This is a genomic window from Armatimonadota bacterium (assembly GCA_023511795.1).
Lineage (GTDB): Bacteria > Armatimonadota > UBA5829 > DTJY01 > DTJY01 > JAIMAU01.
Genome location: JAIMAU010000001.1, coordinates 536554 through 558322 on the forward strand (window position 1 = coordinate 536554; position 21769 = coordinate 558322).

At 47.3% G+C, this 21769-nt stretch carries 34 protein-coding genes; all 34 read left to right on the forward strand.

Going from position 1 to position 21769, the window contains the following annotated elements; translation table 11 throughout:
* Nucleotides 1-3 precede the first annotated feature (3 nt).
* The 34 genes from rplB (at nucleotide 4) to argB (ending at nucleotide 21605) form a co-directional block, all read left to right on the forward strand.
* Nucleotides 4-828, forward strand: coding sequence for a 50S ribosomal protein L2 (gene rplB, locus K6T99_02195; GenBank protein ID MCL6518620.1), 825 nt, complete (start codon nucleotides 4-6; stop codon nucleotides 826-828).
* Between the two features lie 11 nt (nucleotides 829-839).
* Nucleotides 840-1124 (forward strand): 30S ribosomal protein S19, encoded by a 285-nt coding sequence (gene rpsS, locus K6T99_02200; GenBank protein MCL6518621.1) that lies wholly within the window; start codon nucleotides 840-842, stop codon nucleotides 1122-1124.
* A gap of 90 nt (nucleotides 1125-1214) precedes the next feature.
* Nucleotides 1215-1691, forward strand: coding sequence for a 50S ribosomal protein L22 (gene rplV, locus K6T99_02205; protein ID MCL6518622.1), 477 nt, complete (start codon nucleotides 1215-1217; stop codon nucleotides 1689-1691).
* A gap of 17 nt (nucleotides 1692-1708) precedes the next feature.
* Nucleotides 1709-2479 carry a 30S ribosomal protein S3 gene (gene rpsC, locus K6T99_02210; GenBank protein ID MCL6518623.1) on the forward strand — a complete coding sequence of 257 codons (771 nt, stop codon included), beginning with the start codon at nucleotides 1709-1711 and terminating at the stop codon, nucleotides 2477-2479.
* Between the two features lie 6 nt (nucleotides 2480-2485).
* Complete coding sequence (gene rplP, locus K6T99_02215) at nucleotides 2486-2926, forward strand: 50S ribosomal protein L16 (protein MCL6518624.1); 441 nt, start codon at nucleotides 2486-2488, stop codon at nucleotides 2924-2926.
* A complete protein-coding gene (gene rpmC / locus K6T99_02220) occupies nucleotides 2907-3125 on the forward strand; it encodes a 50S ribosomal protein L29 (protein MCL6518625.1) in 219 nt (72 codons plus the stop codon). The genes rplP and rpmC overlap by 20 nt, the downstream gene beginning before the upstream one ends.
* 6 nt (nucleotides 3126-3131) lie before the next feature.
* On the forward strand, nucleotides 3132-3392 hold the full coding sequence (rpsQ, locus tag K6T99_02225; GenBank protein MCL6518626.1) for a 30S ribosomal protein S17: 261 nt from the start codon (nucleotides 3132-3134) through the stop codon (nucleotides 3390-3392).
* Nucleotides 3389-3757, forward strand: a complete 369-nt coding sequence (rplN, locus tag K6T99_02230; protein ID MCL6518627.1) for a 50S ribosomal protein L14 — start codon at nucleotides 3389-3391, stop codon at nucleotides 3755-3757. Before rpsQ ends, rplN begins: the two co-directional genes overlap by 4 nt.
* Before the next feature lie 17 nt (nucleotides 3758-3774).
* Complete coding sequence (gene rplX / locus K6T99_02235; GenBank protein ID MCL6518628.1) at nucleotides 3775-4107, forward strand: 50S ribosomal protein L24; 333 nt, start codon at nucleotides 3775-3777, stop codon at nucleotides 4105-4107.
* A gap of 14 nt (nucleotides 4108-4121) precedes the next feature.
* The gene (gene rplE / locus K6T99_02240; protein ID MCL6518629.1) at nucleotides 4122-4664 is read left to right on the forward strand and encodes a 50S ribosomal protein L5; all 543 of its coding nucleotides are present in this window, start codon (nucleotides 4122-4124) and stop codon (nucleotides 4662-4664) included.
* A gap of 9 nt (nucleotides 4665-4673) precedes the next feature.
* Nucleotides 4674-6758, forward strand: a complete 2085-nt coding sequence (gene fusA, locus K6T99_02245; protein ID MCL6518630.1) for an elongation factor G — start codon at nucleotides 4674-4676, stop codon at nucleotides 6756-6758.
* An 18-nt stretch (nucleotides 6759-6776) separates the two neighbouring features.
* Nucleotides 6777-6962 (forward strand): type Z 30S ribosomal protein S14, encoded by a 186-nt coding sequence (locus tag K6T99_02250; protein ID MCL6518631.1) that lies wholly within the window; start codon nucleotides 6777-6779, stop codon nucleotides 6960-6962.
* 81 nt (nucleotides 6963-7043) lie between these two features.
* On the forward strand, nucleotides 7044-7442 hold the full coding sequence (gene rpsH, locus K6T99_02255; GenBank protein ID MCL6518632.1) for a 30S ribosomal protein S8: 399 nt from the start codon (nucleotides 7044-7046) through the stop codon (nucleotides 7440-7442).
* Between the two features lie 11 nt (nucleotides 7443-7453).
* Nucleotides 7454-8029, forward strand: a complete 576-nt coding sequence (rplF, locus tag K6T99_02260; GenBank protein MCL6518633.1) for a 50S ribosomal protein L6 — start codon at nucleotides 7454-7456, stop codon at nucleotides 8027-8029.
* A gap of 17 nt (nucleotides 8030-8046) precedes the next feature.
* Nucleotides 8047-8406: a 50S ribosomal protein L18 gene (gene rplR, locus K6T99_02265; GenBank protein MCL6518634.1), complete on the forward strand. Its 360-nt coding sequence runs from the start codon at nucleotides 8047-8049 to the stop codon at nucleotides 8404-8406.
* A gap of 9 nt (nucleotides 8407-8415) precedes the next feature.
* On the forward strand, nucleotides 8416-9027 hold the full coding sequence (rpsE, locus tag K6T99_02270) for a 30S ribosomal protein S5 (protein ID MCL6518635.1): 612 nt from the start codon (nucleotides 8416-8418) through the stop codon (nucleotides 9025-9027).
* Nucleotides 9020-9232: a 50S ribosomal protein L30 gene (gene rpmD, locus K6T99_02275; protein ID MCL6518636.1), complete on the forward strand. Its 213-nt coding sequence runs from the start codon at nucleotides 9020-9022 to the stop codon at nucleotides 9230-9232. The genes rpsE and rpmD overlap by 8 nt, the downstream gene beginning before the upstream one ends.
* On the forward strand, nucleotides 9219-9653 hold the full coding sequence (gene rplO, locus K6T99_02280; protein MCL6518637.1) for a 50S ribosomal protein L15: 435 nt from the start codon (nucleotides 9219-9221) through the stop codon (nucleotides 9651-9653). The genes rpmD and rplO overlap by 14 nt, the downstream gene beginning before the upstream one ends.
* Complete coding sequence (secY, locus tag K6T99_02285; GenBank protein MCL6518638.1) at nucleotides 9654-10931, forward strand: preprotein translocase subunit SecY; 1278 nt, start codon at nucleotides 9654-9656, stop codon at nucleotides 10929-10931. It abuts the gene before it with no gap.
* Nucleotides 10932-11588, forward strand: coding sequence for an adenylate kinase (locus tag K6T99_02290; GenBank protein MCL6518639.1), 657 nt, complete (start codon nucleotides 10932-10934; stop codon nucleotides 11586-11588).
* A 98-nt stretch (nucleotides 11589-11686) separates the two neighbouring features.
* The gene (map, locus tag K6T99_02295) at nucleotides 11687-12463 is read left to right on the forward strand and encodes a type I methionyl aminopeptidase (protein ID MCL6518640.1); all 777 of its coding nucleotides are present in this window, start codon (nucleotides 11687-11689) and stop codon (nucleotides 12461-12463) included.
* A gap of 103 nt (nucleotides 12464-12566) precedes the next feature.
* Nucleotides 12567-12680, forward strand: coding sequence for a 50S ribosomal protein L36 (gene rpmJ / locus K6T99_02300; protein MCL6518641.1), 114 nt, complete (start codon nucleotides 12567-12569; stop codon nucleotides 12678-12680).
* 15 nt (nucleotides 12681-12695) lie between these two features.
* Nucleotides 12696-13070: a 30S ribosomal protein S13 gene (gene rpsM / locus K6T99_02305; protein ID MCL6518642.1), complete on the forward strand. Its 375-nt coding sequence runs from the start codon at nucleotides 12696-12698 to the stop codon at nucleotides 13068-13070.
* Nucleotides 13071-13076: 6 nt separating this feature from the next.
* The gene (rpsK, locus tag K6T99_02310) at nucleotides 13077-13481 is read left to right on the forward strand and encodes a 30S ribosomal protein S11 (GenBank protein ID MCL6518643.1); all 405 of its coding nucleotides are present in this window, start codon (nucleotides 13077-13079) and stop codon (nucleotides 13479-13481) included.
* A 13-nt stretch (nucleotides 13482-13494) separates the two neighbouring features.
* Nucleotides 13495-14121, forward strand: a complete 627-nt coding sequence (gene rpsD, locus K6T99_02315) for a 30S ribosomal protein S4 (GenBank protein ID MCL6518644.1) — start codon at nucleotides 13495-13497, stop codon at nucleotides 14119-14121.
* Nucleotides 14122-14134: 13 nt separating this feature from the next.
* Nucleotides 14135-15154 (forward strand): DNA-directed RNA polymerase subunit alpha, encoded by a 1020-nt coding sequence (locus tag K6T99_02320; GenBank protein ID MCL6518645.1) that lies wholly within the window; start codon nucleotides 14135-14137, stop codon nucleotides 15152-15154.
* Between the two features lie 60 nt (nucleotides 15155-15214).
* A complete protein-coding gene (gene rplQ / locus K6T99_02325) occupies nucleotides 15215-15571 on the forward strand; it encodes a 50S ribosomal protein L17 (protein ID MCL6518646.1) in 357 nt (118 codons plus the stop codon).
* 34 nt (nucleotides 15572-15605) lie between these two features.
* Nucleotides 15606-16340, forward strand: coding sequence for a tRNA pseudouridine(38-40) synthase TruA (gene truA, locus K6T99_02330; protein MCL6518647.1), 735 nt, complete (start codon nucleotides 15606-15608; stop codon nucleotides 16338-16340).
* A gap of 44 nt (nucleotides 16341-16384) precedes the next feature.
* A complete protein-coding gene (gene rplM / locus K6T99_02335) occupies nucleotides 16385-16810 on the forward strand; it encodes a 50S ribosomal protein L13 (protein ID MCL6518648.1) in 426 nt (141 codons plus the stop codon).
* 14 nt (nucleotides 16811-16824) lie between these two features.
* Nucleotides 16825-17220 (forward strand): 30S ribosomal protein S9, encoded by a 396-nt coding sequence (rpsI, locus tag K6T99_02340; protein ID MCL6518649.1) that lies wholly within the window; start codon nucleotides 16825-16827, stop codon nucleotides 17218-17220.
* Nucleotides 17221-17499: 279 nt separating this feature from the next.
* Complete coding sequence (locus K6T99_02345) at nucleotides 17500-18318, forward strand: C40 family peptidase (GenBank protein MCL6518650.1); 819 nt, start codon at nucleotides 17500-17502, stop codon at nucleotides 18316-18318.
* Nucleotides 18319-18437: 119 nt separating this feature from the next.
* Nucleotides 18438-19484 carry an N-acetyl-gamma-glutamyl-phosphate reductase gene (argC, locus tag K6T99_02350; protein MCL6518651.1) on the forward strand — a complete coding sequence of 349 codons (1047 nt, stop codon included), beginning with the start codon at nucleotides 18438-18440 and terminating at the stop codon, nucleotides 19482-19484.
* Nucleotides 19481-20680, forward strand: a complete 1200-nt coding sequence (gene argJ / locus K6T99_02355) for a bifunctional glutamate N-acetyltransferase/amino-acid acetyltransferase ArgJ (GenBank protein MCL6518652.1) — start codon at nucleotides 19481-19483, stop codon at nucleotides 20678-20680. The genes argC and argJ overlap by 4 nt, the downstream gene beginning before the upstream one ends.
* A gap of 67 nt (nucleotides 20681-20747) precedes the next feature.
* Nucleotides 20748-21605, forward strand: coding sequence for an acetylglutamate kinase (gene argB, locus K6T99_02360; GenBank protein MCL6518653.1), 858 nt, complete (start codon nucleotides 20748-20750; stop codon nucleotides 21603-21605).
* The last annotated feature ends 164 nt before the right edge of the window (nucleotides 21606-21769 follow it).

A 21769-nucleotide genomic window follows, 5' to 3' on the forward strand; every position in this document is an offset into this window, starting at 1 on the left:
CAAATGCCTGTTAAGAGTTTTAGACCAACATCACCGGGCAAAAGGTTTCAGATTGTGCCTACCTTTGAGGAAATAACGGCAAAAGAACCTGAAAAGTCGCTGACACGGCCGCTAAAGAAAAGCGGAGGGCGAAATTCGCTTGGCCGCGTCACGGCTCGCCATAGAGGCGGAGGACATAAGCGTCTTTATAGGGTGATAGACTTCAAGCGCGATAAGGAAGGCATACCGGGCAAGGTTGTTAGCATTGAGTATGACCCAAACCGGTCAGCGCGTATAGCGCTAGTTGTCTACGCCGATGGCGAAAAGCGTTATATATTGGCGCCGCTGGGCTTGAACGTAGGAGACACCGTAATCTCAAGCCCAACTGCAGATATAAAACCAGGTAACGTTTTGCCGTTAAGCAATATTCCTGTTGGTACTATCGTTCATAATATTGAGCTTACACCAGGCAAAGGTGGCCAACTCGTGCGTAGCGCAGGTGCTGGCGCACAAGTCATGGCAAAAGAAGGCAAATATGCACACCTGCGGCTACCATCGGGCGAAGTACGCCTAGTTTTGCTTACCGCTAAAGCCACAATCGGACAAGTAGGCAACGTCGAACACGAAAACATTTCGCTCGGTAAAGCAGGCAAATCACGTTATCTGGGTATCAGACCGGCGGTTCGGGGTGTAGCCATGACGCCTAGAGATCACCCGCATGGTGGTGGCGAAGGCAAGTCTCCAGTTGGGCGCAAGACACCCGTGAGCCCTTGGGGCAAGCCAGCTTTAGGGCGAAAAACTAGACATCGCAAAGAAACCGACAAGTTTATCGTCAAGAGAAGGAAGTAGGGGGTCGAGAAATGGCGAGATCTTTAAAAAAAGGACCTTACGCAGATCCGAAGCTCTTGAAGAAAATTGAGGAAATGAACGCCAAGGGCGAAAAGCGGATTATCAAAACGTGGTCGCGTCGTTCTACGATCTTTCCTTCAATGATAGGGCATACGATAGCGGTTCACGACGGACGAAAACATGTGCCAGTGTTCATTACCGAAAATATGGTGGGTCACAAACTGGGAGAGTTTGCGGCAACTAGGACATTTAGAGGACACGGTGGCCATACTGAAAGGTCAACAGCATTGAAGTAAGCCTGACAAGGCTTGGGCTGCCTAAAGTTTTGAGGGTGGGAGTCCAAGTTAACTTTGGTTCATCGTTTGGCAAGTTATTGGAGGTTTTAAATGGAGGCAAGAGCAGTAGGGCGTTACTTAAGAGTCACACCCAGAAAAGCTAGATATGTGTTGGATTCAATACGGGGTATGACCGCAAGCGAAGCCCTAGCATTGTTAAAATTTGTACCAAATGAAGCGGCAAGATACATAGCTCGCTTAATTGAATCGGCTATAGCAAATGCCGAACACAACTATAATCTTGACAGAAACGCCTTGCGGGTATCTCGTGCTTATGTTGACCAGGGGCCATCGCTGAAGCGCATTCGGCCAAGGGCAATGGGGCGAGCGTACCGAATACTTAAGCGCACAAGCCATATTACTGTTGTTTTAGAGGAGGATGAGAGCCTGAAGGCAGCGGCTTCCAAGCCGTCCAAGCAACGGAGGAGTCCTGCCCAGCGTGTGAAGAAACAGGCTACAGAAACTGCTACTCCGCGGGCTCAACGGGAAGCCCAAAAGAAAGAGCAAGCCGAAGAGACAACGGAGTAGCGAAGGAGGATAAACGATTGGGTCAGAAAGTTCATCCAATAGGTTTTAGAATCGGCGTCATACGAGATTGGGAAAGCAAGTGGTATGCCGATAAGGGGTACGCGGCTAATCTCCTTGAGGATATTCAAATTCGTAGATACATAAAGAAGAAACTATTCGCCGCTGCCATCTCAAGAATAGAAATCGAGCGTGCCGCTAATAGGATAAAGGTCACGTTGCACACAGCGAGGCCAGGGATTATTATCGGCCGCGGCGGTAAGGGCGTTGACGAACTGAGGCTTGCACTCGAGAAGATGACAGGCAAACAGGTGCATGTGAGCGTTCAAGAAATCCGACGTCCTGAGCTAGATGCACAATTAGTAGCCGAAAGCATAGCCGCCCAAATTGAAAAGCGAGTCTCGTACAAGAGAGCAATGCGGCAAGCCGTGCTGCGAACAATGAGAATGGGCGCAAAAGGCATCAAGGTCACAGTTTCAGGCAGACTTGCTGGTGCAGAGATGGCTCGAAGCGAATCAGACAAACAAGGCAAGATACCACTTCACACCTTGCGTGCCGACATTGATTATGGCTTTACCGAAGCAAGAACCACCTATGGCAACATTGGTGTTAAGGTTTGGATATATCGGGGAGACATCCTTCCTGGTCAAAAGGCTGAAACAGAGACGACTAAGACACTCGAAACCATGCCATTAAGCGTAGGAAGAGAAGAGCAAAGAAGCGAAGAGCGTGTTGAGAGTCGTCCACGGCGCGGCGGCAAACGTGCTGCACGTTCCGAAGAAGGAGAGTAGCTCAAAATGTTAATGCCCAAAAAAGTCAAACATCGAAAAATGCAACGTGGTTCGTTGGCTGGCAAGGCAAAAGGCGGCACTACCCTAAACTTTGGTGAATATGGTCTTCAGGCCTTAGAATCTTGTTGGTTAACAAGCAACCAAATCGAGGCTGCCCGAATCGCGATGACTAGGCACATCAAGAGGGGCGGCCAGATCTGGATAAGAGTATTTCCAGATAAGTCAGTAACAAAAAAGCCTGCGGAAACTCGAATGGGAAGTGGAAAAGGCGCACCTGAGTATTGGGTTGCAGTTGTCAAACCCGGGCGCATCTTATTTGAAATGGCAGGCGTGAGTGAAGAATTGGCAAAGGAAGCAATGAGATTGGCTTCTCACAAACTCCCAATCGCAACAAAATTTGTAACAAAGAAAGACTACGGAGAAGTTTATGAAGCGGGCACAGTATAGGGATCAACTTCGACAGAGCACTGAAGCTGAGTTGCAGCGCATGCTTCAAGATGAGAGGAAAAACCTCTTTTTGACAAGGCGTGATGCTGCTACAAAGCAATTGGAGAATCCCATGCGGATTAGAGAAATACGCAAGAATATCGCTCGCATACTGACAATTCTGCGAGAGCGAGAGCTCAAAGCCGAGAAAGGACGCTAGTAAGATATGGAAAAGCAGAGAGGTCGGCGCAAAGTAAGAAGCGGGCGTGTTATAAGCGACAAGATGGATAAAACCGTCGTTGTTGCTATCGAGTCTGCAATTCGTCACCCCCTTTACGGACGCATAATTCGGCGAACAAAAAAGGTAAAAGCTCACGATGAGACAAATGAGTGTAGCGTTGGTGACCTTGTAGAAATAGCGGAGACTCGCCCGCTGAGTCGTGAAAAGCGCTGGAGAGTTGCACGAATTCTGGAGAAGGCAAAATGATTCAACCTTATACTCGCTTAAAATCAGCAGACAACTCGGGTGCGCGCGAGATCATGTGCATTCGAGTGCTCAAAGGTTCGAACAATCAGTTTGCAAATGTCGGCGACATAATAATTGGAACCGTAAAGTCGGCGACCCCTGGGGCCGCCGTGAAGAAGGGCGATGTCGTTAGGGCAGTTATCGTTAGGACAAAGCAACCAATACGTCGGCCAGATGGTTCGTATCTGCGATTTGACGACAATGCGGCTGTTGTTATTACAAACCAAAATGAGCCGCGTGGCACAAGGATTTTTGGGCCGGTAGCCAGGGAGCTTCGAGAAAAGAACTTTATGAAAATTATATCCCTTGCTCCGGAAGTACTGTAGGGGAGATAAAGATGGGCATCAAAATCAAAAAAGGCGACGAAGTTGTAATATTGGCTGGCAAAGATAAAGGCGCAAGGGGAAAGGTAATCCATACCTTTCCAAGGGAAGGCAAAGTCATAGTTGACGGCGTCAACATTGTAACGAGACATCAGCGGCCAAGAAGGACAACGCGAGCAACGCCGCAGACGCAGACCGGTAGAATTCAGAAGCCTGCGCCACTAGCAGTGGGAAAGGTTATGCTCATCTGCCCTCGATGTGGTAAACCTACTCGCGTAGGACATACAATTGCTGAAGATAACAAGCGAGTAAGAGCCTGCAAGAAGTGTGGCGAAATCATAGATATGGTATAAGGGAGCACCAGACAATGGCGCGTTTGAAAGAGTATTACAAAAAAGAAGTAGTGCCTGCCATGATGAAGCAGTTTGGATACAAGAACATCATGGAGGTTCCTAGAATAGAAAAAATTGTAATAAATATGGGTGTTGGGCAGGCTGTTCAGGAGCCAAAGCTACTTGATGGGGCTGTTCAAGACCTTTCTCTAATTACAGGTCAGCGCCCTGTGGTTACGAAAGCAAAGAAATCCATAGCTAATTTCAAAATCCGCGCAGGAATGCGAATAGGGGCAAAGGTTACCCTTAGGGGCGACCGCATGTATGAGTTCCTGGACAGACTGTTGAATGTCGTTCTCCCGAGGGTTCGAGACTTCGGCGGAGTTTCACCAGACTCGTTTGATGGACGCGGAAACTTTGCCTTAGGACTAAAAGAACAATTGGTCTTCCCAGAGATAGACTATGACAAAGTAGATAAAGTGCGAGGAATGGACATCATAATAGTGACGACTGCCAAAACAGACGAGGAAGCTCGCGCTTTATTAAAACTTATGGGAATGCCATTCAGGGAGCGTTAGGAGGATCACGTGAAAACATATAAGGCGGACGCTATCCGAAATATAGGACTTGTGGGGCATGGAGGTTGCGGAAAGACCTCTTTAACTGAGGCCTTACTTTTTACCTCAGGGGCAATAGACAGGCTTGGCAAAGTAGATGATGGAACAACCACTTCTGATTATGACCCGGATGAGGTAAAGCGCAAGATTAGTATAAACGCAACAATGGCGCCCTGCGAGTGGAAGAACGTCAAGGTCAACTTGATTGACACACCAGGATATGCTGATTTCGTTGGCGACGTAAAAGGTGCGTTAAGAGTATCTGATGCTGTGGTCATAGTTGTTTGCGCAGTCTCAGGCATCGAAGTAGGCGTGGAAACGGCATGGGATTTCGCCGACGAATATGGCATTCCCAGAGCGTTTTTTATCAACAAAATGGAACGCGAAAACGCAGACTTTTACGCCGTCTACGAGGCATTAAAGGTTCGCTACGGTTCCCGGGTTGTACCTTTGAATCTGCCGATTGGTTCTCAAGATACGTTTAAGGGAGTTGTAGACCTTATTAGCATGAAAGCAATCACCGGTGCTGGTAGCCAAGCTTCTGTGGGTGAAATTCCAAGTGATATGGCCGAGGCTGCTGCAAAGTTCCGCGAGACTTTGGTTGAAGCTGCTGCAGAAAACGAAGATGAGCTTGTAACTAAGTACCTTGAAGGCGAAGAACTTACAAATGAGGAAATTGCGCTAGGCGTTCGCTTGGGAATCAGAGCAGGCAAGCTGGTTCCAGTATTTTGCGGGTCAGCGCTAAAGAATATTGGTTCAGTAACTCTTCTGGATAGCATGGTCCAATACTTCCCGGCGGCTGGTGATATGCCGCCTGCCAAAGGTAAGGACCCGCAAAGGAATGCCGAAGTCGAACGAAAGATTTCGGATGCTGAGCCATTCTCGGCACTTGTATTTAAAACACTGGCAGACCCATATGTGGGAAAGTTAACGTATTTTAAGGTGTACTCCGGCATATTGAAGTCGGATTCGCATGCTTTCAATTCAAGCAAAGGCATAGAAGAGCGTATAGGGCAAGTTTATTTCCTTAGAGGCAAAAATCAAATTCCTGCCGCGGAAGTTCACGCCGGCGACATAGCAGCGGTCGCCAAACTTTCTGAAACAAGCACTGGCGACACCTTGTGCGATAAGGCGAATCCAATTGTTTATGAGCCAATAGAATTTCCGCCACCGGTCTATTCTGTGGCAATTCAGGCAAAAACAAAAGCCGACGAGGACAAGCTTGGTACCGGATTGGCAAAATTGGCTGACGAAGATCCGACATTCCACTACCATCGCGATCCTGAGACATCTCAAACACTGGTTTCGGGTCTTGGCGAAACCCATGTAGAGATAATCGTGGACCGACTCAAGAGAAAGTTCGGTGTGGAGGTCGAAACGCAGCTACCAAAAGTGCCCTACCGAGAGACGATTCAAGTAGCAGCAAAGGCTCAAGGGAAACACAAGAAACAAACAGGTGGCCGAGGGCAATACGGCGATGCTTGGATAGAGATAGAACCTTTGGAAAGAGGCAAGGGATTCGAATTCGTAGACAAGATAGTCGGTGGCGCAATCCCGAAGCAATACATACCTGCCGTCGAAAAAGGTGTGCGAGAAGCAATGGAGCGAGGCATTTTGGCAGGGTATCCGGTTGTGGACGTGCGGGCTACAGTTTATGATGGCTCATTCCACACGGTTGACTCCTCCGAACTGGCGTTTAAGTTGGCAGGCAGTCTCGCTTTCCAAAATGCAGCGGAGAAAGCGTCACCGGTGTTGCTAGAGCCAATGTTGAATGTAGAGGTCGTAATACCTGAGGAATATATGGGCGACGTCATCGGTGATTTAAACGGGAAACGTGGGCGCATTTCTGGCATGGAACCACTTCCAGGTGGTAAACAGAGGGTGCGCGCCATAGTGCCGCAGGCGGAAATGTTAAGATATGCAATTGATTTGCGCTCTATTGCGAGAGGAAGGGGCACATTTAAAACAGAGTTCTCGCACTATGAGGAAGTGCCAGCGCATATTGCTCAGCAAATAATCGAGCAACGCAAGAAAGAGCGAGAGAAAGAAGAGTAGTCAATAAGGAGGAGCTAGTTGGCAAAACAGGCACTTATTGAAAAAGCTAAGAAGACGCCGAAATTCAAAGTTCGCAAGTATAATAGGTGCGGCGTATGCGGTAGACCGCGCGGATACATGCGAAAATTCGGCATTTGTAGGATTTGCTTTAGAGAATTGGCTCATAAGGGAGTCATCCCTGGCGTAACCAAATCCAGCTGGTGAGCTCGGAGTAGATTTGGTAAGTTGTTCGGCATTGACAGCTAGCATTCGAAAAGTTGCGCACAGGGCACATGGAGGAAACTTATGTCAATTACCGATCCAATTGCAGATATGCTAACCAGGATTCGAAATGCAAATGCAGCAGGTCACGAAAGTACCGAAGTTGATATGTCGAAAATGAACCTGGAGATAGTCAAAATTCTGCAATCCGAAGGATTTATCAAAAGCTATGAAATAGTTAAGGGCCAGACACATGACCTAATAAAAGTTCACCTAAAATATGGCCCTCGAAAGGAAAAAGTCATTACGAACCTGAAGCGCGTGAGCAAACCAGGCTTGCGAATATATGCAAAAAAGGGAGAAATCCCACGAGTTCTTGGCAGTCTGGGCATAGCAATAATCAGCACGTCGAAGGGTATAATGACCGACCGCGAGGCCAGAAGGTTAGGAGTGGGCGGCGAGGTCTTGTGCTATGTCTGGTAGGAGGGCTTAGGATGTCTAGAATTGGCAAGATGCCCATTCCAATCCCGGAAGGGGTCAAAGTAGATATAACGGACAATGTAGTTACGGTAACCGGACCCAAAGGAACTTTATCGCAAAGAATTCATCCTGATATGGATGTAGCGATAGAAGACAAAAGTATTGTTGTGCGTCGGCCCTCAGACGATAGGATGCACAGGTCGCTTCATGGGCTTACTCGAACATTGATTGCCAACATGGTTGAAGGCGTAACAAAAGGCTTCGAGAAAGTCCTGCACATCTACGGAACCGGCTACCGCGCAGAGTTGGTAGGTAAGAATTTGAGCATACAAGTCGGCTACTCGCACCCAGTTATCGTTGAGCCGAGGCCAGGGATTTCTTTTGAGGTTGGCCAAACATCAGTGCAATATGAGGGTCGTGAGACCAGAATACCAGTCATTACCGTACGCGGGATAGACAAGCAAGTTGTTGGCCAACAGGCAGCCGATATTCGTCGGATACGCAAGCCTGAGCCTTACAAGGGCAAAGGTATTAGATATGCAACAGAAGTTGTGCGTCGTAAAGTCGGAAAGAGCGGCAAGGGCGCTTAGTGGAGGTATTTAACTATATGAATAAAAAGCAGTTAATGCGCCTTAAGAGACACGAGCGAATAAGGAAGCGCGTTACGGGTGTGCCTGAACGCCCTAGATTGAATGTCTTCCGTAGCCTCTACAATATATATGCTCAAATCATTGATGATACAAAAGGCCAAACGCTAGTCTCAGCGTCCACACTAGACAAAGAAATTAAGGAAAAGATCAAGAGTGGGGGAACTGTAGAAGCAGCGAAAGCCGTTGGCGAGTTGCTAGCACAGCGTGCCAAAGAAAAGAAGATCACGAAAGTGGTTTTCGATCGCGGTGGCTATAAGTATCACGGCAGGGTGAAAAGCCTGGCGGAGGCTGCGAGAGCAGGCGGATTGGAATTCTAGGAGGATTTTATGCCGAGAATCGAAGCAGATAAGCTGAACCTGGAGGAGCGGGTTATTCGGACAAATAAGGTCCAGAAAACTCATAAAGGGGGTCGCACCCTCAGTTGGAATGCTCTGGTAGTGGTTGGTGATGGAGAAGGCCATGTTGGCTTAGGCTTAGGCAAAGCACGTGCCGTTCCTGACGCTATACGCAAAGGCGTTGAGGATGCGAAAAAGAACCTAATAGAAATTCCATTGGTTGGCACGACAATCCCTCATGATGTGATAGGACAAGCCGGTGCGTCAATGGTACTTCTAAAGCCGGCGTCTCCAGGTACTGGCATTGTAGCGGGAGGGGCGGTACGGCCAATCCTCGAAGTGGCGGGCATTCGTGATGCATTGGCAAAATCATTAGGTTCACCAAACGCCATAAACACTGCAAGAGCAACAATAGACTGCCTGCGAAAGCTCAAAAGAGCCGAGCAGGTTGCCCAAATGAGGGGCAAGTCTATCGAAGAACTTCTTCCGAAGGGTGTTCTAGCTGTAATGGCTGCTACTGAAACAACCCCTAGCTTCGAGACGGCAAGTGAGGAGAAAGAAGAAGCAATGTTAGCTGCTTCGGAGGACGAGTCAAATGATTAAAATTACTCTAAGAAAGAGTCCTATAGGCTATAGTGAAAAACAGCGGCGGACCCTGACGGCGCTAGGTCTCAGACGGCTAAACTCGTCAACTATAAAACCAGATAATCCGCAGATTCGCGGAATGGTTAAGAGGGTTATTCATCTTGTGGAAGTAGAGCCGGTTGAAAATGATGCGGTAGGAGGCAAAGAAAGTGAGACTAAGTGAGCTAAAGCCAGCACCTGGCGCCGTCCACAGGCGGAAGCGCGTTGGAAGGGGAATAGGCTCGGGTCATGGAGTGACTGCGGGAAAAGGAACGAAAGGTCAAAAGGCTAGAGGAAAAATACGCCTGGGCTTCGAGGGAGGCCAGACTCCTCTACATCGCAGGCTACCCCAGCGCCGTGGTTTTACAAACATATTCAAAAAAGAATACGCCATCGTTAATCTAGACCAATTGGCAAAGCTAAGCGAAGACACCATAACGCCAGAGCTTCTTCTGGAAAAAGGGATAATAAAAGATCTTAAAGATGGCGTTCGGGTTTTGGGGCGAGGAGATATTGATAGAGCAATAACGGTGCGTGCACACCATTTTAGCAAAACAGCTGAAGAAAAAATCAAAGCCAAAGGTGGAACAACGGAGGTAATTTAATTGCTCCAATCCATTGTCGCAGCATTTAAGCTTCCTGACCTGCGGAGGCGAATATTATTCGTGTTTGGTATGTTCGCAGTCTTTGTTATTGGACTGCACATACCTGTTCCAGGTATTGACCGCGAAAAAATGGCGGAACTTTTCCAGCAAGGCGGCTTGCTGGGAATGGTTGACGTGTTTTCAGGCGGCGCGTTGAAGAAGTATACAATACTTGCTATGGGAATTGCGCCCTACATTAACGCGTCTATTATAATGCAGCTCCTGACGGTTGCTGTACCTAGCCTCGAGGCTATGGCAAAAGAAGGAGAGCATGGAAGGAAAAAGATAGCGCAGTATACTCGCTATCTTACAGTCGTCTTGGCGGCATTTCAGGCTGCAGGAATGAACAGTATGCTCCAGCGTATTGGTATTCTTCAGGCGACACCGTGGCACTTTGTCCAGATCGTTGTAACCCTTACAGCAGGAACGGCATTCCTAATGTGGATGGGCGAACAGATTCAGGATAAGGGTATCGGCAATGGTGTGTCGTTGATGATTTTCGTTGGAATTGTGGCTAGCTTGCCGCCGCAAATAATGAGCACAATAGAAATGATTCAAGGCGGGGCATACCCAATTCCGAAAGTCGTGGCACTGATAGTATTGTTCATTGGAACCGTTGTGGGAATTGTTGCCGTTCAGCAAGCGCAGAGGAAAATACCTATTCAGCACGTAAAAAGAGTCGTTGGCAACAAAGTATATGGCGGGGCAACTTCGTACATGCCACTGCGGGTAAACTCTGCGGGCGTTATCCCTATCATCTTTGCAATCTCGATACAGATGTTTCCCGCTACCATTGCGCAATTTGCAGGTAGCGGAAGGTTCGGAGAAACGGTTAGGTATATAGCTAATTTATTCTCACCTGGTGCGAGCATCTGGGCAGCAATCGTTTATGCCGCCCTTATCATATTCTTCACGTATTTCTACACGGCTGTGCAGTTCAATGTGCCTGAAGTTGCCGAAAATATGAAGAAATATGGTTCATTTATACCTGGAATCAGACCTGGGAAGCCGACGCTAGAGTACCTTGACCGTGTAATGTCGAGAATAACGCTAGGAGGCGCGATTTTCTTGTGTATTATTGCTCTGCTCCAATATTGGGCGCCTCAGCTTACAGGGATACAGACATTCTACTTAGTTGGTGGTACATCACTTCTGATTGTAGTCGGTGTGGCACTTGAGACTGTGCAAGCCATGGAAGCCCAGCTTCTCATGAGGCATTACGAGGGATTCATTAAGTAAATGAGATTAGTATTATTGGGACCGCCCGGAGCAGGTAAAGGCACGCAGGCGTCGCTTATTTCTAAAAAATATAAAATACCGCATATCTCAACAGGAGATATTCTAAGAGAAGCAGTAAAACAAGGCACGGAACTAGGACGTAAGGCCCAGGAGTATATGCAAAAGGGCGAACTAGTGCCGGATGAAATCGTGATTGGCATTGTAGTAGAGCGCATTCAACAGCCTGATTGCCAAAACGGATTCATGCTTGACGGATTTCCGCGAACGGTAGTTCAGGCAGAAGCGCTCGATGAGGAGCTTCGTAAGCGCAACCAAGAATTGGATGCTGTTCTTTGTTTCGAAGTTGATGAAGAAGAAATAGTTCGCAGAATAAGCGGGCGTCGTGTTTGCGAGAAATGCGGTGCGGTATACAATGTTAATAATCTAACCTCTGGGAAAGAGGATGGGATTTGCGACAAATGCGGTGGTAGGTTAGCAACCCGACCTGACGACGAACCAGAAGCCGTGCGCAGGAGGCTGCAGGTCTATAAAAAGCAGACAGAACCATTGATTGATTACTACCGCCGAAAAAGCATTTTGAAGACAGTAAAAGCAGTAGGAGCGGTTCAAGAGATATTTGCCAGGGTTGAAGAGATTCTTGGAAGTGGTGATGTTTAAAAGTGCATAGTTCGGACCCGGGTTTTATCGGTGGTTATATTATACGCCAATAAGACAGGCCCACAGCCTTTCAGCGCAGTCCATCTAAGCCGGTTGGCATGATAATAATTAAGACAAAGCAAGAAATCGAAAAAATGCGCCGAGCTGGGCGGGTAGTTGCAGCTGCACTAGCGCAGCTTGAGGCTTCAATAATCCCAAACAAAACTACCACTGCCGATCTTGATAAACTAGCGGCTTCAATTCTAGAGAAATGGAACGCTATACCATCGTTTAAGGGTTATCGTGGCTACCCAGCGGTGATATGTGTTGCAGTAAATGAAGAAGTGGTTCATGGGATACCTGGCCCAAGAGTACTTAAAGAAGGTGATATAGTCGGAATTGACATTGGCGCTATCGTGGAAGGCTATCATGCCGATTCGGCGATAACTGTAGGCGTAGGCGAAATCTCTCCGCTAGCTGCGAAGTTGATAAGGGTCACGAGGGAAGCCCTATTCTGTGGGATTGCAAAGGCACGGGTAGGTAATAGACTTACTGATATTTCAGCAGCAATCCAAGAGCACGCTGAAAAGAATAACTTCTCGGTTGTTCGTGATTTAGTTGGCCATGGTATCGGTCGAAGCATGCACGAGGATCCGCAAGTGCCGAACTTTGGCCGTCCAGGGCGGGGACCGCGTTTGGAGGAAGGCATGACTTTGGCCATTGAGCCAATGCTGAACGCAGGAGGCTACCAGGTAGAAAGCCTCCAAGATCAATGGACGATAGTAACGAAAGATAGAAGCCTTTCGGCTCATTTCGAGCATACTGTCGCAGTTACATCAAAGGGACCAGACATTCTTACTTTGCGCGAAGGGGAAGAAATCCCTGCGTTAAAATAAACAGAGCAGACCTTGATAAAAGACTAGTTTTTATGTATAATAAAAAATCTGCGCCGGCTTTGTTGAAAGAAAAGCAGAAAGAACAAGCAAATGGAGGCAGATAGTGAAAGTTAGAGCTTCTGTGAAAAAAATTTGCGACAAATGCAAAATAATCCGACGCGAAGGTGTTGTGCGGGTGATTTGTGTAAATCCCAAGCATAAACAGCGGCAAGGGTAGGTGGAGGTGTAAAGTTTGGCTAGAATAGCAGGTGTAGATCTACCCCGCGATAAGCGGGTTGACGTGGCGCTCACTTATATTTATGGCATTGGGCCTTCTAGCAGCCGCAAGATTTTGGAACAGACGGGCGTCGAGCCAAGTACGCGAGTACGCGACTTAACGGAGTCCGAGGTTAGCAAACTCAGGGAAGTTATTGAACGCGAATACCGCGTAGAAGGAGACCTTCGGCGGCAGGTGTCAATGAATATAAGGCGTCTCATGGAGATTGGTTGCTATCGAGGGCTAAGACACCGTCGTGGCTTGCCGGTAAGAGGGCAGAGAACCAGCACAAACGCACGCACCCGCAAGGGCCCGCGACGAACCGTCGGAGTCAAGAGGAAGAAGAAATAAGGAGGTATCCCGGGCGTGGCTAAAAAGGCAGCAGCCGCAAAAGGCAAACCAAAAGAAAAGAAAAACATTGCTCAAGGGATCGCCCATATCAAATCGACATTCAATAATACAATCGTTTCTATCACCGATACTAAGGGTGAGGTTATAGCTTGGGCTTCCGCGGGTACTGTTGGTTTCAAAGGTACAAAAAAAGGTACGCCATTTGCAGCGCAGATGGCGGCGGAGTCATGTGCCCGTAAAGCAATGGAACATGGAGTTAAGCGAGTTGACGTTTATGTTCGAGGCCCAGGCTCAGGTCGAGAGACTGCAATTCGTTCATTACAGGCAGTTGGACTGGATGTTAGCTCGATCAAAGATGTTACGCCTATTCCACATAATGGGTGCAGACCACCCAAGAGGCGAAGAGTTTAGGAGAAGATAGACAATGGCTGTTACATCTGGAGCTGTTTGCAGGATGTGTCGTCGGGAAGGCATGAAGCTTTTCTTGAAAGGCGAGCGTTGCTATTCAAGAAAGTGTTCTTTTGAAAGGAGAAGCTATCCTCCCGGCCAGCATGGCCAGACACGTCCAGGCAAGATAAAAGAGTATGGAGCTCAGCTTAGAGAAAAACAAAAGTTGCGCAGAATCTATGGCGTCAGAGAGACACAACTTCGAATCTATATCAAAGAGGCTATACGCAGGAGGGGTGTTACTGGCGAAACATTGCTCCAGTTGCTGGAGTCAAGGCTTGACAACGTGGTTTACAGACTAGGATTCGCATCTTCTCGAGCAATGGCCCGTGAACTCGTAAGCCATGGACATTTCCTGGTTAACGGACAAAAGGTTAATACGCCTTCCTATCTTGTCAAACCAGGCGATGTCATCGAAGTGAAGCCGAAAAGTAAGGATATTATTCCCATCGTGGAATCTCTTCAAGCAACTGCGGGCAGGGTACCACCATGGCTCGAACTCGACGCGGAAGCAAAAAAAGGTAGGGTGCTACGATTACCTACTCGCGAAGAGATAGACACTCAGGTTGATGAAACACTAATCGTCGAGTTCTATTCAAGATAATGGAGATGAAGATATGGAAGCAATTACGCCGCGCATAGAGGCTTTGTCTCAGACAGATACATATGGCAAATTCCTGGTCGAACCTCTGGAGCGAGGATTTGGAACAACCTTAGGCAACTCGCTCCGGCGCATATTACTGTCATCCATCCCCGGTGCGGCTATTACCTCCGTTAAAATCGAGGGGGTATTGCACGAATTCTCGACAATACCGGGTGTGAAGGAAGACACAACGGAGCTTCTTCTGAACCTGAAAGACCTTCATATAAAGCTCCACCATGATGGAGCGGGTAGACCAGAGCCTAAGACAATATGGATTGATGTAAAAGGTGCAGGAGAAGTTACCGGTGCCGATATTCGCACGCCTGCCGAGGTTGAAATTGTTAATCCAGAGCTCCACATAGCAACCATCAGCGACGAATCGGCTAGTCTTTCTATGGAGATGACCGTGGAGCTTGGCAAAGGATATGTACTGCCTGAAAAACATGAGAGAATCAAGTCAACAATCGGCGTAATTCCAGTCGGAGCTGCGTTTACTCCTGTTAGAAAAGTGAATTTTATTGTGGAGCCAACAAGAGTAGGCCACAGAACAGACTTCGAGCGTCTCATATTAGAGATCTGGACAACCGGGGCAATTTCGCCGAAAGATGCTCTCGGCAAGTCTGCAGAGATACTTGAGCGACATATTCGGTTGTTTAGAGACTTTGCAGGAGGAGCAGGAACCGAATCGCTTGAAACTCAAGGAATAGTCGGTGATGAAGCCCAGCCTGCGGTCAGAGATGTAAGAATTGAGGAACTAGACTTCTCAGTTCGGACATATAACTGCCTTAAGAAAGCAAATATTATGACAATTGGCGAGCTAGTACAGATTAGTGAACAAGATTTAATGGGCATCAGGAACTTCGGTAAGAAATCGCTCGCAGAGGTAAAAGAAAAGCTTGCACAGATGGGCTTAAGTCTCAAAAAGGTAGGCGGTGAATCGGCAACCGACGATATAGAATCGGAACAAGGCGAGGAGGCTGAAGCTGAGTACTAATCAGAATAACTTGGGAATGTAGTCCAGCCTTAGCGTTCTTGGAAAGGGAATGTTTTTAAAATGCGACATAGAGTAGCATGGAGAAAATTTGGATTACCTAGCGACCAAAGAATGGCTCTACTTAAGAGTCTTCTGCGTGCTCTTATCGAGCGCGGAGAAATCCAGACAACAGAAGCTCGCGCAAAAGACCTGCGAAGCATAGCAGAAAAGGTAATAACAATTGCGAAGACCGACAGCCTGCATGCTAGACGGCAGGCTCGCAGATGGCTGAACGACGAAAATCTGGTCAAAGTGCTTTTTGATAATGTGGCTCCCAAAGTTGCCGAGAAACCTGGGGGCTATACCAGAATTACAAAGCTTGGTTTCCGACGGGGCGATGCTGCTCCAATGGTTAAAATAGAGCTTGCTACTGAGTAGGAAACGGCGAAGTTAGCTAAACAAGGCACACGTCGTGCGCAATATCAAGGCTGTCATAGATTACGACGGTACCGATTTCTTCGGATTTCAAAAGCAGCCGAAGGTACGCACAGTTCAAGGAGAACTTGAAGCTGCTCTCGGCGAGCTCCTTAACGAGCCGGTTAGAGTTATTGGAGCAGGTCGAACTGATGCGGGAGTCCATGCAACAGGGCAAGTAATCAGTTTTCGTGCTGGGGGCACCATACCGATAGACAGGTTCCGCCCCGCACTCAATGGCATACTGCCGAAAGATATTAGGATAAAGACAGTCGAGCAAGTCTCGGATGAATTTCATGCTAGGTATTCGGCAAAGGCGCGGACATATGTGTATTCAATTCTAAACCGTGAGATACCATCCGCGTTACTTGAGCGATATACTTGGCAGATAATTCAACCGCTGGACATTGAGAAAATGATTGCCGCCGCGCAAAAGCTTATTGGCATTCACGACTTTGCTTCGTTTGGGATGCCTGATAAGGCTAGTGGGAGCACTATCCGAAATCTCTGGGAATGTCGTATCTGGCGGCAAAAAGATCTGGTTCTTATTAAAATCAAAGCGAATGCATTTTTAAGAGGCATGGCGCGCGCTATCGTAGGTACGCTGGTCGAAGTTGGTCAGGAAGTGCTTCCTGTAGAAGGGATAGTTGAGATTTTGGCAGCTAGAAATCGACAAGCAGTGCGTTTAACAGCGCCGCCGCAAGGGTTGTTTTTGGTTAAAGTGGATTATTAAAAAGTTTTTGCATTTTTATTCGTTATAATTTCGGGAGGATTTGCATGAAAACCTACACGGCAAAGCCGCAGGAAATACAACGAACGTGGTACGTAGTCGATGCTGCTGGGAAGCCACTCGGTCGTCTTGCTTCTCAAGTGGCAAAGATCTTGCGTGGCAAGCATAAGGCAATCTTTACGCCGCATGTAGACACCGGAGACCATGTAATCATTATAAATGCAGAAAAAGTAGTCCTAACTGGCAAAAAGGCGGGCGAGCCAATATATTGGCATTCGGGTTATCCAGGAGGCTTAAAGAGCACGACTTATGGCAAAATGCTTTCTGAGAAGCCAGAGCAGCTTATCAGAAGAGCGATTAAAGGGATGCTTCCACATAATGCACTAGGCAGGAGAATTTTTAGAAAACTCAAAGTTTATCGAGGCGCCGAACATCCTCATGAGGCACAAAAGCCAGAGGCGCTTGAGATTTAGGAGGAAACACAGTCTTGGTAGAGCAGGTTAAATACTACGCGACAGGCCATAGAAAAAACGCAACGGCAAAAGTATGGTTAACGCCTGGTGAGGGCATTATAACCATAAATGGCCGTCCGGCCGCCGAGTACCTCGGGCGCAAGACTCTCGAAATGATCATCCGACAGCCGTTGGAAGCTGTGGATGTCGCCGGGAAATATAACGTCATAGCACATGTGCTTGGCGGCGGCATTTCCGGCCAGGCGGGAGCAATCAGACATGGCATCTCTAAAGCTCTCGTTGTTGCTGATCCGGAACTGCGGCCTTTGTTGAGGAGAATGGGCTTCCTCACACGCGATCCAAGAGTAAAGGAGCGCAAGAAGTACGGCAGGAAGCGTGCGCGCCGCGGATTCCAGTTCTCGAAGCGTTAAAATATCTGGCCGTTTCTTGCAATAGAAAAGATTCGGCTGCGAATTAAGGGGCGAAGCATCGGCTTTTGTAATGAGTTAAACGATTTACAGAACCGAGGTCTCGCCCCATTTGCATGTTAAGGAGTGATGTGCTATATTTCAAATGCATCTAGCACTTGTACTTGCTAAAGTTCATACCTCAACCAAGCCGATAATTTGAAAGGCAGCGCTTACATCCAATTTTAAGCTGGTATACTATAAACTGAAAATGTTTCTTTGCTTATGAGGAGAATTGAACTGTTGGCAAAAAATATCATATTCTACTTTGCCTTTTCAGCACTCCTAATAATCGGCAATGGATATGCCGATGGACAGCTTACCATTACCCTTGATCCTCCTGCTGAGGAGCAGAAGGATAATCTTCGTTTGAACCACGAGACACTCGGCGCTACTAGAGAGAACTCAGCAAAATATGAGGCAAGAGTTCTAAGTGCACGGCAAACCACAAATAAGGAGGTCGTAATCGGTCGAGTGGGAGTTGTCAGGGCGGCAAGTGCAAATATCATGCGCGCTCCTACAAAGAAAGGATATCAGCTATTTACTTGCCCCAAGGGTTCATATCTTGCAATCGTCGCTGATAGCCCCAACTGGTATGGTGTCCTGATGATTGATGGCAGTACAGGCTGGATTGAAAAGAGCAAAGTAAGCCTTCTAAATTACAATGTCGTTGGCCAGAAGAACCTTCCAAATGGACTTGGCCCTAAAATTGTTAATACAGCGCTTAAGTACCTTGGCATCCCCTATCAATGGGGTGGCTACTCTTGGAATGGATTGGACTGCTCCGGTTTTGTTAAAGCTGTCTTCGCAAGCCACGGTATTGAACTCCCTCGTACAGCACGGGAGCAAGCAAATGTAGGCGTTCCTGTCAATGCAAGCAACCTCCAACCTGGCGACCGGCTTTACTTTGCATGCAAAGGTGGCGCGATTGATCACTGCGGTATTTACATTGGCAATGGTTTATTCATCCATTCATCATCATCGCGAGGAGGAGTTGCTATCGATAATCTTCTAACAAAACCTCTCTATTATAATACCCTTGTTGCTGCCCGAAGATCATAACTCTCCGAATATGGCAAGCGACGAATCCTTCTTCTTGTTGATAAAACGGCGTTCGTGTGGTATCATTTCACTATCCGCATTTTCTTTAGCATCTATCTTCATCTCAGAAAGATTATGAAATGGTAAGAGTAGGTATAATTGGAGCATTAGGATACGGCGGCGGCGAGCTTGTACGAATTCTTACTAATCACCCACATGTCAAGCTAACATATTTATGTTCAGAGCTTGAAAAGCCTATGCGCGTTTCAGATGTGTGTCCAGGATTTAGAGGCATCCTTGACGCAAATTGCGAGGTATATAATCCAACCACAGCAATCGAGCAATGTGACATACTTTTTATTGCTCAACATCCCGGGTGGGCAATGAAACATGCCAGGCGATTTCTTGATGCTGGCATCAAAGTTATTGATTTGAGCGCAGACTTCCGACTTCGCAACCCTGAAAATTATGAGCAGTGGTATAAAATTAAGCATGAATCACCCGAATTGATTCAGCAAGCGGTTTACGGGTTGCCAGAACTCCATCGAAGTCAAATTGCCCAGGCGAAATTGATTGCCAACCCTGGTTGCTTTCCAACGGGTGCAATCTTGGCTCTGATGCCTCTGCTAAAAGAGAAGCTTGTGGACGCAGATACAATCATTGTGGATTCGAAAACTGGTGCTTCAGGTGCAGGGCGCATGGCTCATAAACTCGACTTCCACTTTCCTGAGCTTAACGAGAGCATGAAGCCATATAATGTTGGTGTCCATAGACATACCCCTGAAATTGAACAGGAGCTTAGTTCGATTGTTGGATGCCAAGTAACTATATCATTCACGCCCCACTTAGTGCCAATCACTAGAGGTATTCTTACAACCGCGTATGCTCGGCTTCTTGACACTAGTATGACAACAGAAAACCTCGTTGACATCTACAGGCAACATTATGCAAATGATTACTTCGTTGTAGTCCTAAATGCGGGCGAATATCCAGCAACGAAAAACACATATGGTTCGAACTTTTGCCAGATTGGTTTAAAAGCCGACGAAAGGACAGGGCGTGTAGTTGTGATTTCTGCTATTGACAATCTAGTCAAAGGCATGGCAGGCGAAGCCGTGCAAAATATGAACCTGATGTGTGGTTTTGACGAAAAGACTGCGCTTGATCGTCCGGCGATGTTTCCATGATAGAATATCCTAGTTCAATAACCAAGCCAAAGGGTTTCTTAGCAGCAGGAGTGCGCGCTGGAATCAAAGAAAAAGGCGAGGATTTGGCACTCATAGTTTCGGAACAACCTGCTTCGATAGCTGGTGTCTTTACAAAAAACATATTTAAAGCCGCTCCGGTTCAAGTATGCATTTCGCGAATTCCTAGGGCAACCGCTCGGGCAATTGTCGCAAATAGTGGCAATGCAAATGCATGTACTGGTAAGGTCGGAATAGAGGATGCCAGGCGTATGATTGCCGAGGTGGCATGCCGACTGGACGTGCCGGAGGAAGATGTGTTTGTTGCGTCCACTGGCGTCATTGGACGGCGTCTGCCAATCCAAAAAATAATAAATGGCATTGATTTGGCAGTCTCAAGTTTGAGCAAGAACTGCGGAGCGAATGTGGCTCGGGCGATTATGACCACCGATACTCGTCCAAAGGAAGCCGAAGTTGAGTTTGATATCGGTGGGGTGAGGGCGACAATAGGCGGCATTGCGAAAGGTGCAGGCATGATATGTCCAAATATGGCAACAATGCTTGCATTCCTTACCACCGATGTTGCTATTACACCCACAATGCTTCAGATAGCATTATCTCGTTCAACTGAAATCTCGTTCAACTGCCTTACCATCGATGGCGACACAAGCACAAATGATAGCGTATTTATTCTTGCGAATGGAGCAGCTGGAAATTCAGTAATTAATGCCGAGAGTGAAGTTTTTCAAGTTTTTCAACAACACCTTGATGCTGTCACAATTCAACTTGCTCGCCAAATTGCAGCAGACGGCGAAGGCGCCACGAAGGCAGTCAGCGTAACGGTCAAAGGCGCGAAATCTTATAAGGACTGCCGGCAAATTGCTAAAACAATAGCTAACTCTCCGCTTGTTAAGACGGCAATGTTCGGTTGCGACCCAAATTGGGGCCGAGTTATAGCAGCAGCAGGAAGAGCAGGTGTTGAATTCGACCCCAATGTAGTCAGCTTGTATTTTGGCGATATCTTAATCATTGAAAACGGAGAGCCTGTAATTTTTTCGCAGGCTGAAGCACGCAAATATCTGTCTGGAAAAGATGTATTGATAACTTTGAACGTAGGCAGTGAAAATTGGTCTGCTACTGTATGGACTTGCGATCTTTCGTACGATTACGTCAAAATCAATGCAGAATATCACACTTAAAATTCTACATGATTTTTGGTTATTGAAAGTGTGGTGAAACCGGGGTTTAATGGTTATGGAGAAAAAAATGAGCGCTAGCGCTGAACAAGCAGAAATTCTCGTCCAGGCTCTTCCATATATCAGGCAATACTATGGCAAGACCATCGTCGTTAAATATGGCGGCAATGCGATGGTGGACGAAAGGCTTAAACAAGGCGTGATGAAGGACATAGTCCTTATGCATTATGTAGGCATGCGTCCTGTACTTGTCCATGGTGGCGGTCCTGAGATTACCGAATTAATGGAGCGAATGGGCAAAAAGCCGAGCTTTATCAAGGGGCTTCGTGTTACCGATGCAGAGACGATGGAAATCGTCGAGATGGTTCTTACTGGAAAAACAAACAAGAGCATTGTCTCACTTATCAATTCGCAGGGGGGCAAGGCTGTTGGCTTGAGCGGCAAGGATGGGAATCTTATGGTAGCTGAAAAGGCTCAGATTGAAGATGCTGACCTCGGATACGTTGGCAAAATTGTAGAAATAAATACCGAGATCATTGAAACCCTAATTCATGAGGGATATATACCAGTAGTATCCTCTATTGCGGTAGGTAGAGATTGGGAAACATATAATTTGAATGCAGACCACGCGGCTGGGGAGCTAGCCGGCGCGCTTGAGGCGGCAAAGCTAATCATTCTAACAGACGTAACAGGGGTTTACCGTGACTTCAGCGACAAAACCAGCCTTATTTCGGAGCTTTCGGCATCAGAAGCCAAGGAAATGATTCGGACAGGCAAGGTTGACAAAGGAATGATTCCAAAGCTGGAGGCATGCCTTATGGCGTTATCAGGCGGCGTCGAACGCGCACATATTATTGATGGCACGCTACCCCATGCGCTCCTGATGGAGATATTTACTGACACTGGCATTGGCACTATGATTACCTAGCTTTACCAGTTGGTGTTTGTGACTCAATTGCACATGCGGTTCTAATGTGATTGACTTTTGTGCAAGAATAGGAGTACAATAGACTACAATAGCAACTGTGAATTAGCATGAAAACGCCGGATTGCTCAAAAACCGCATACCGGCCTGGATGCGTCGAAGGGACG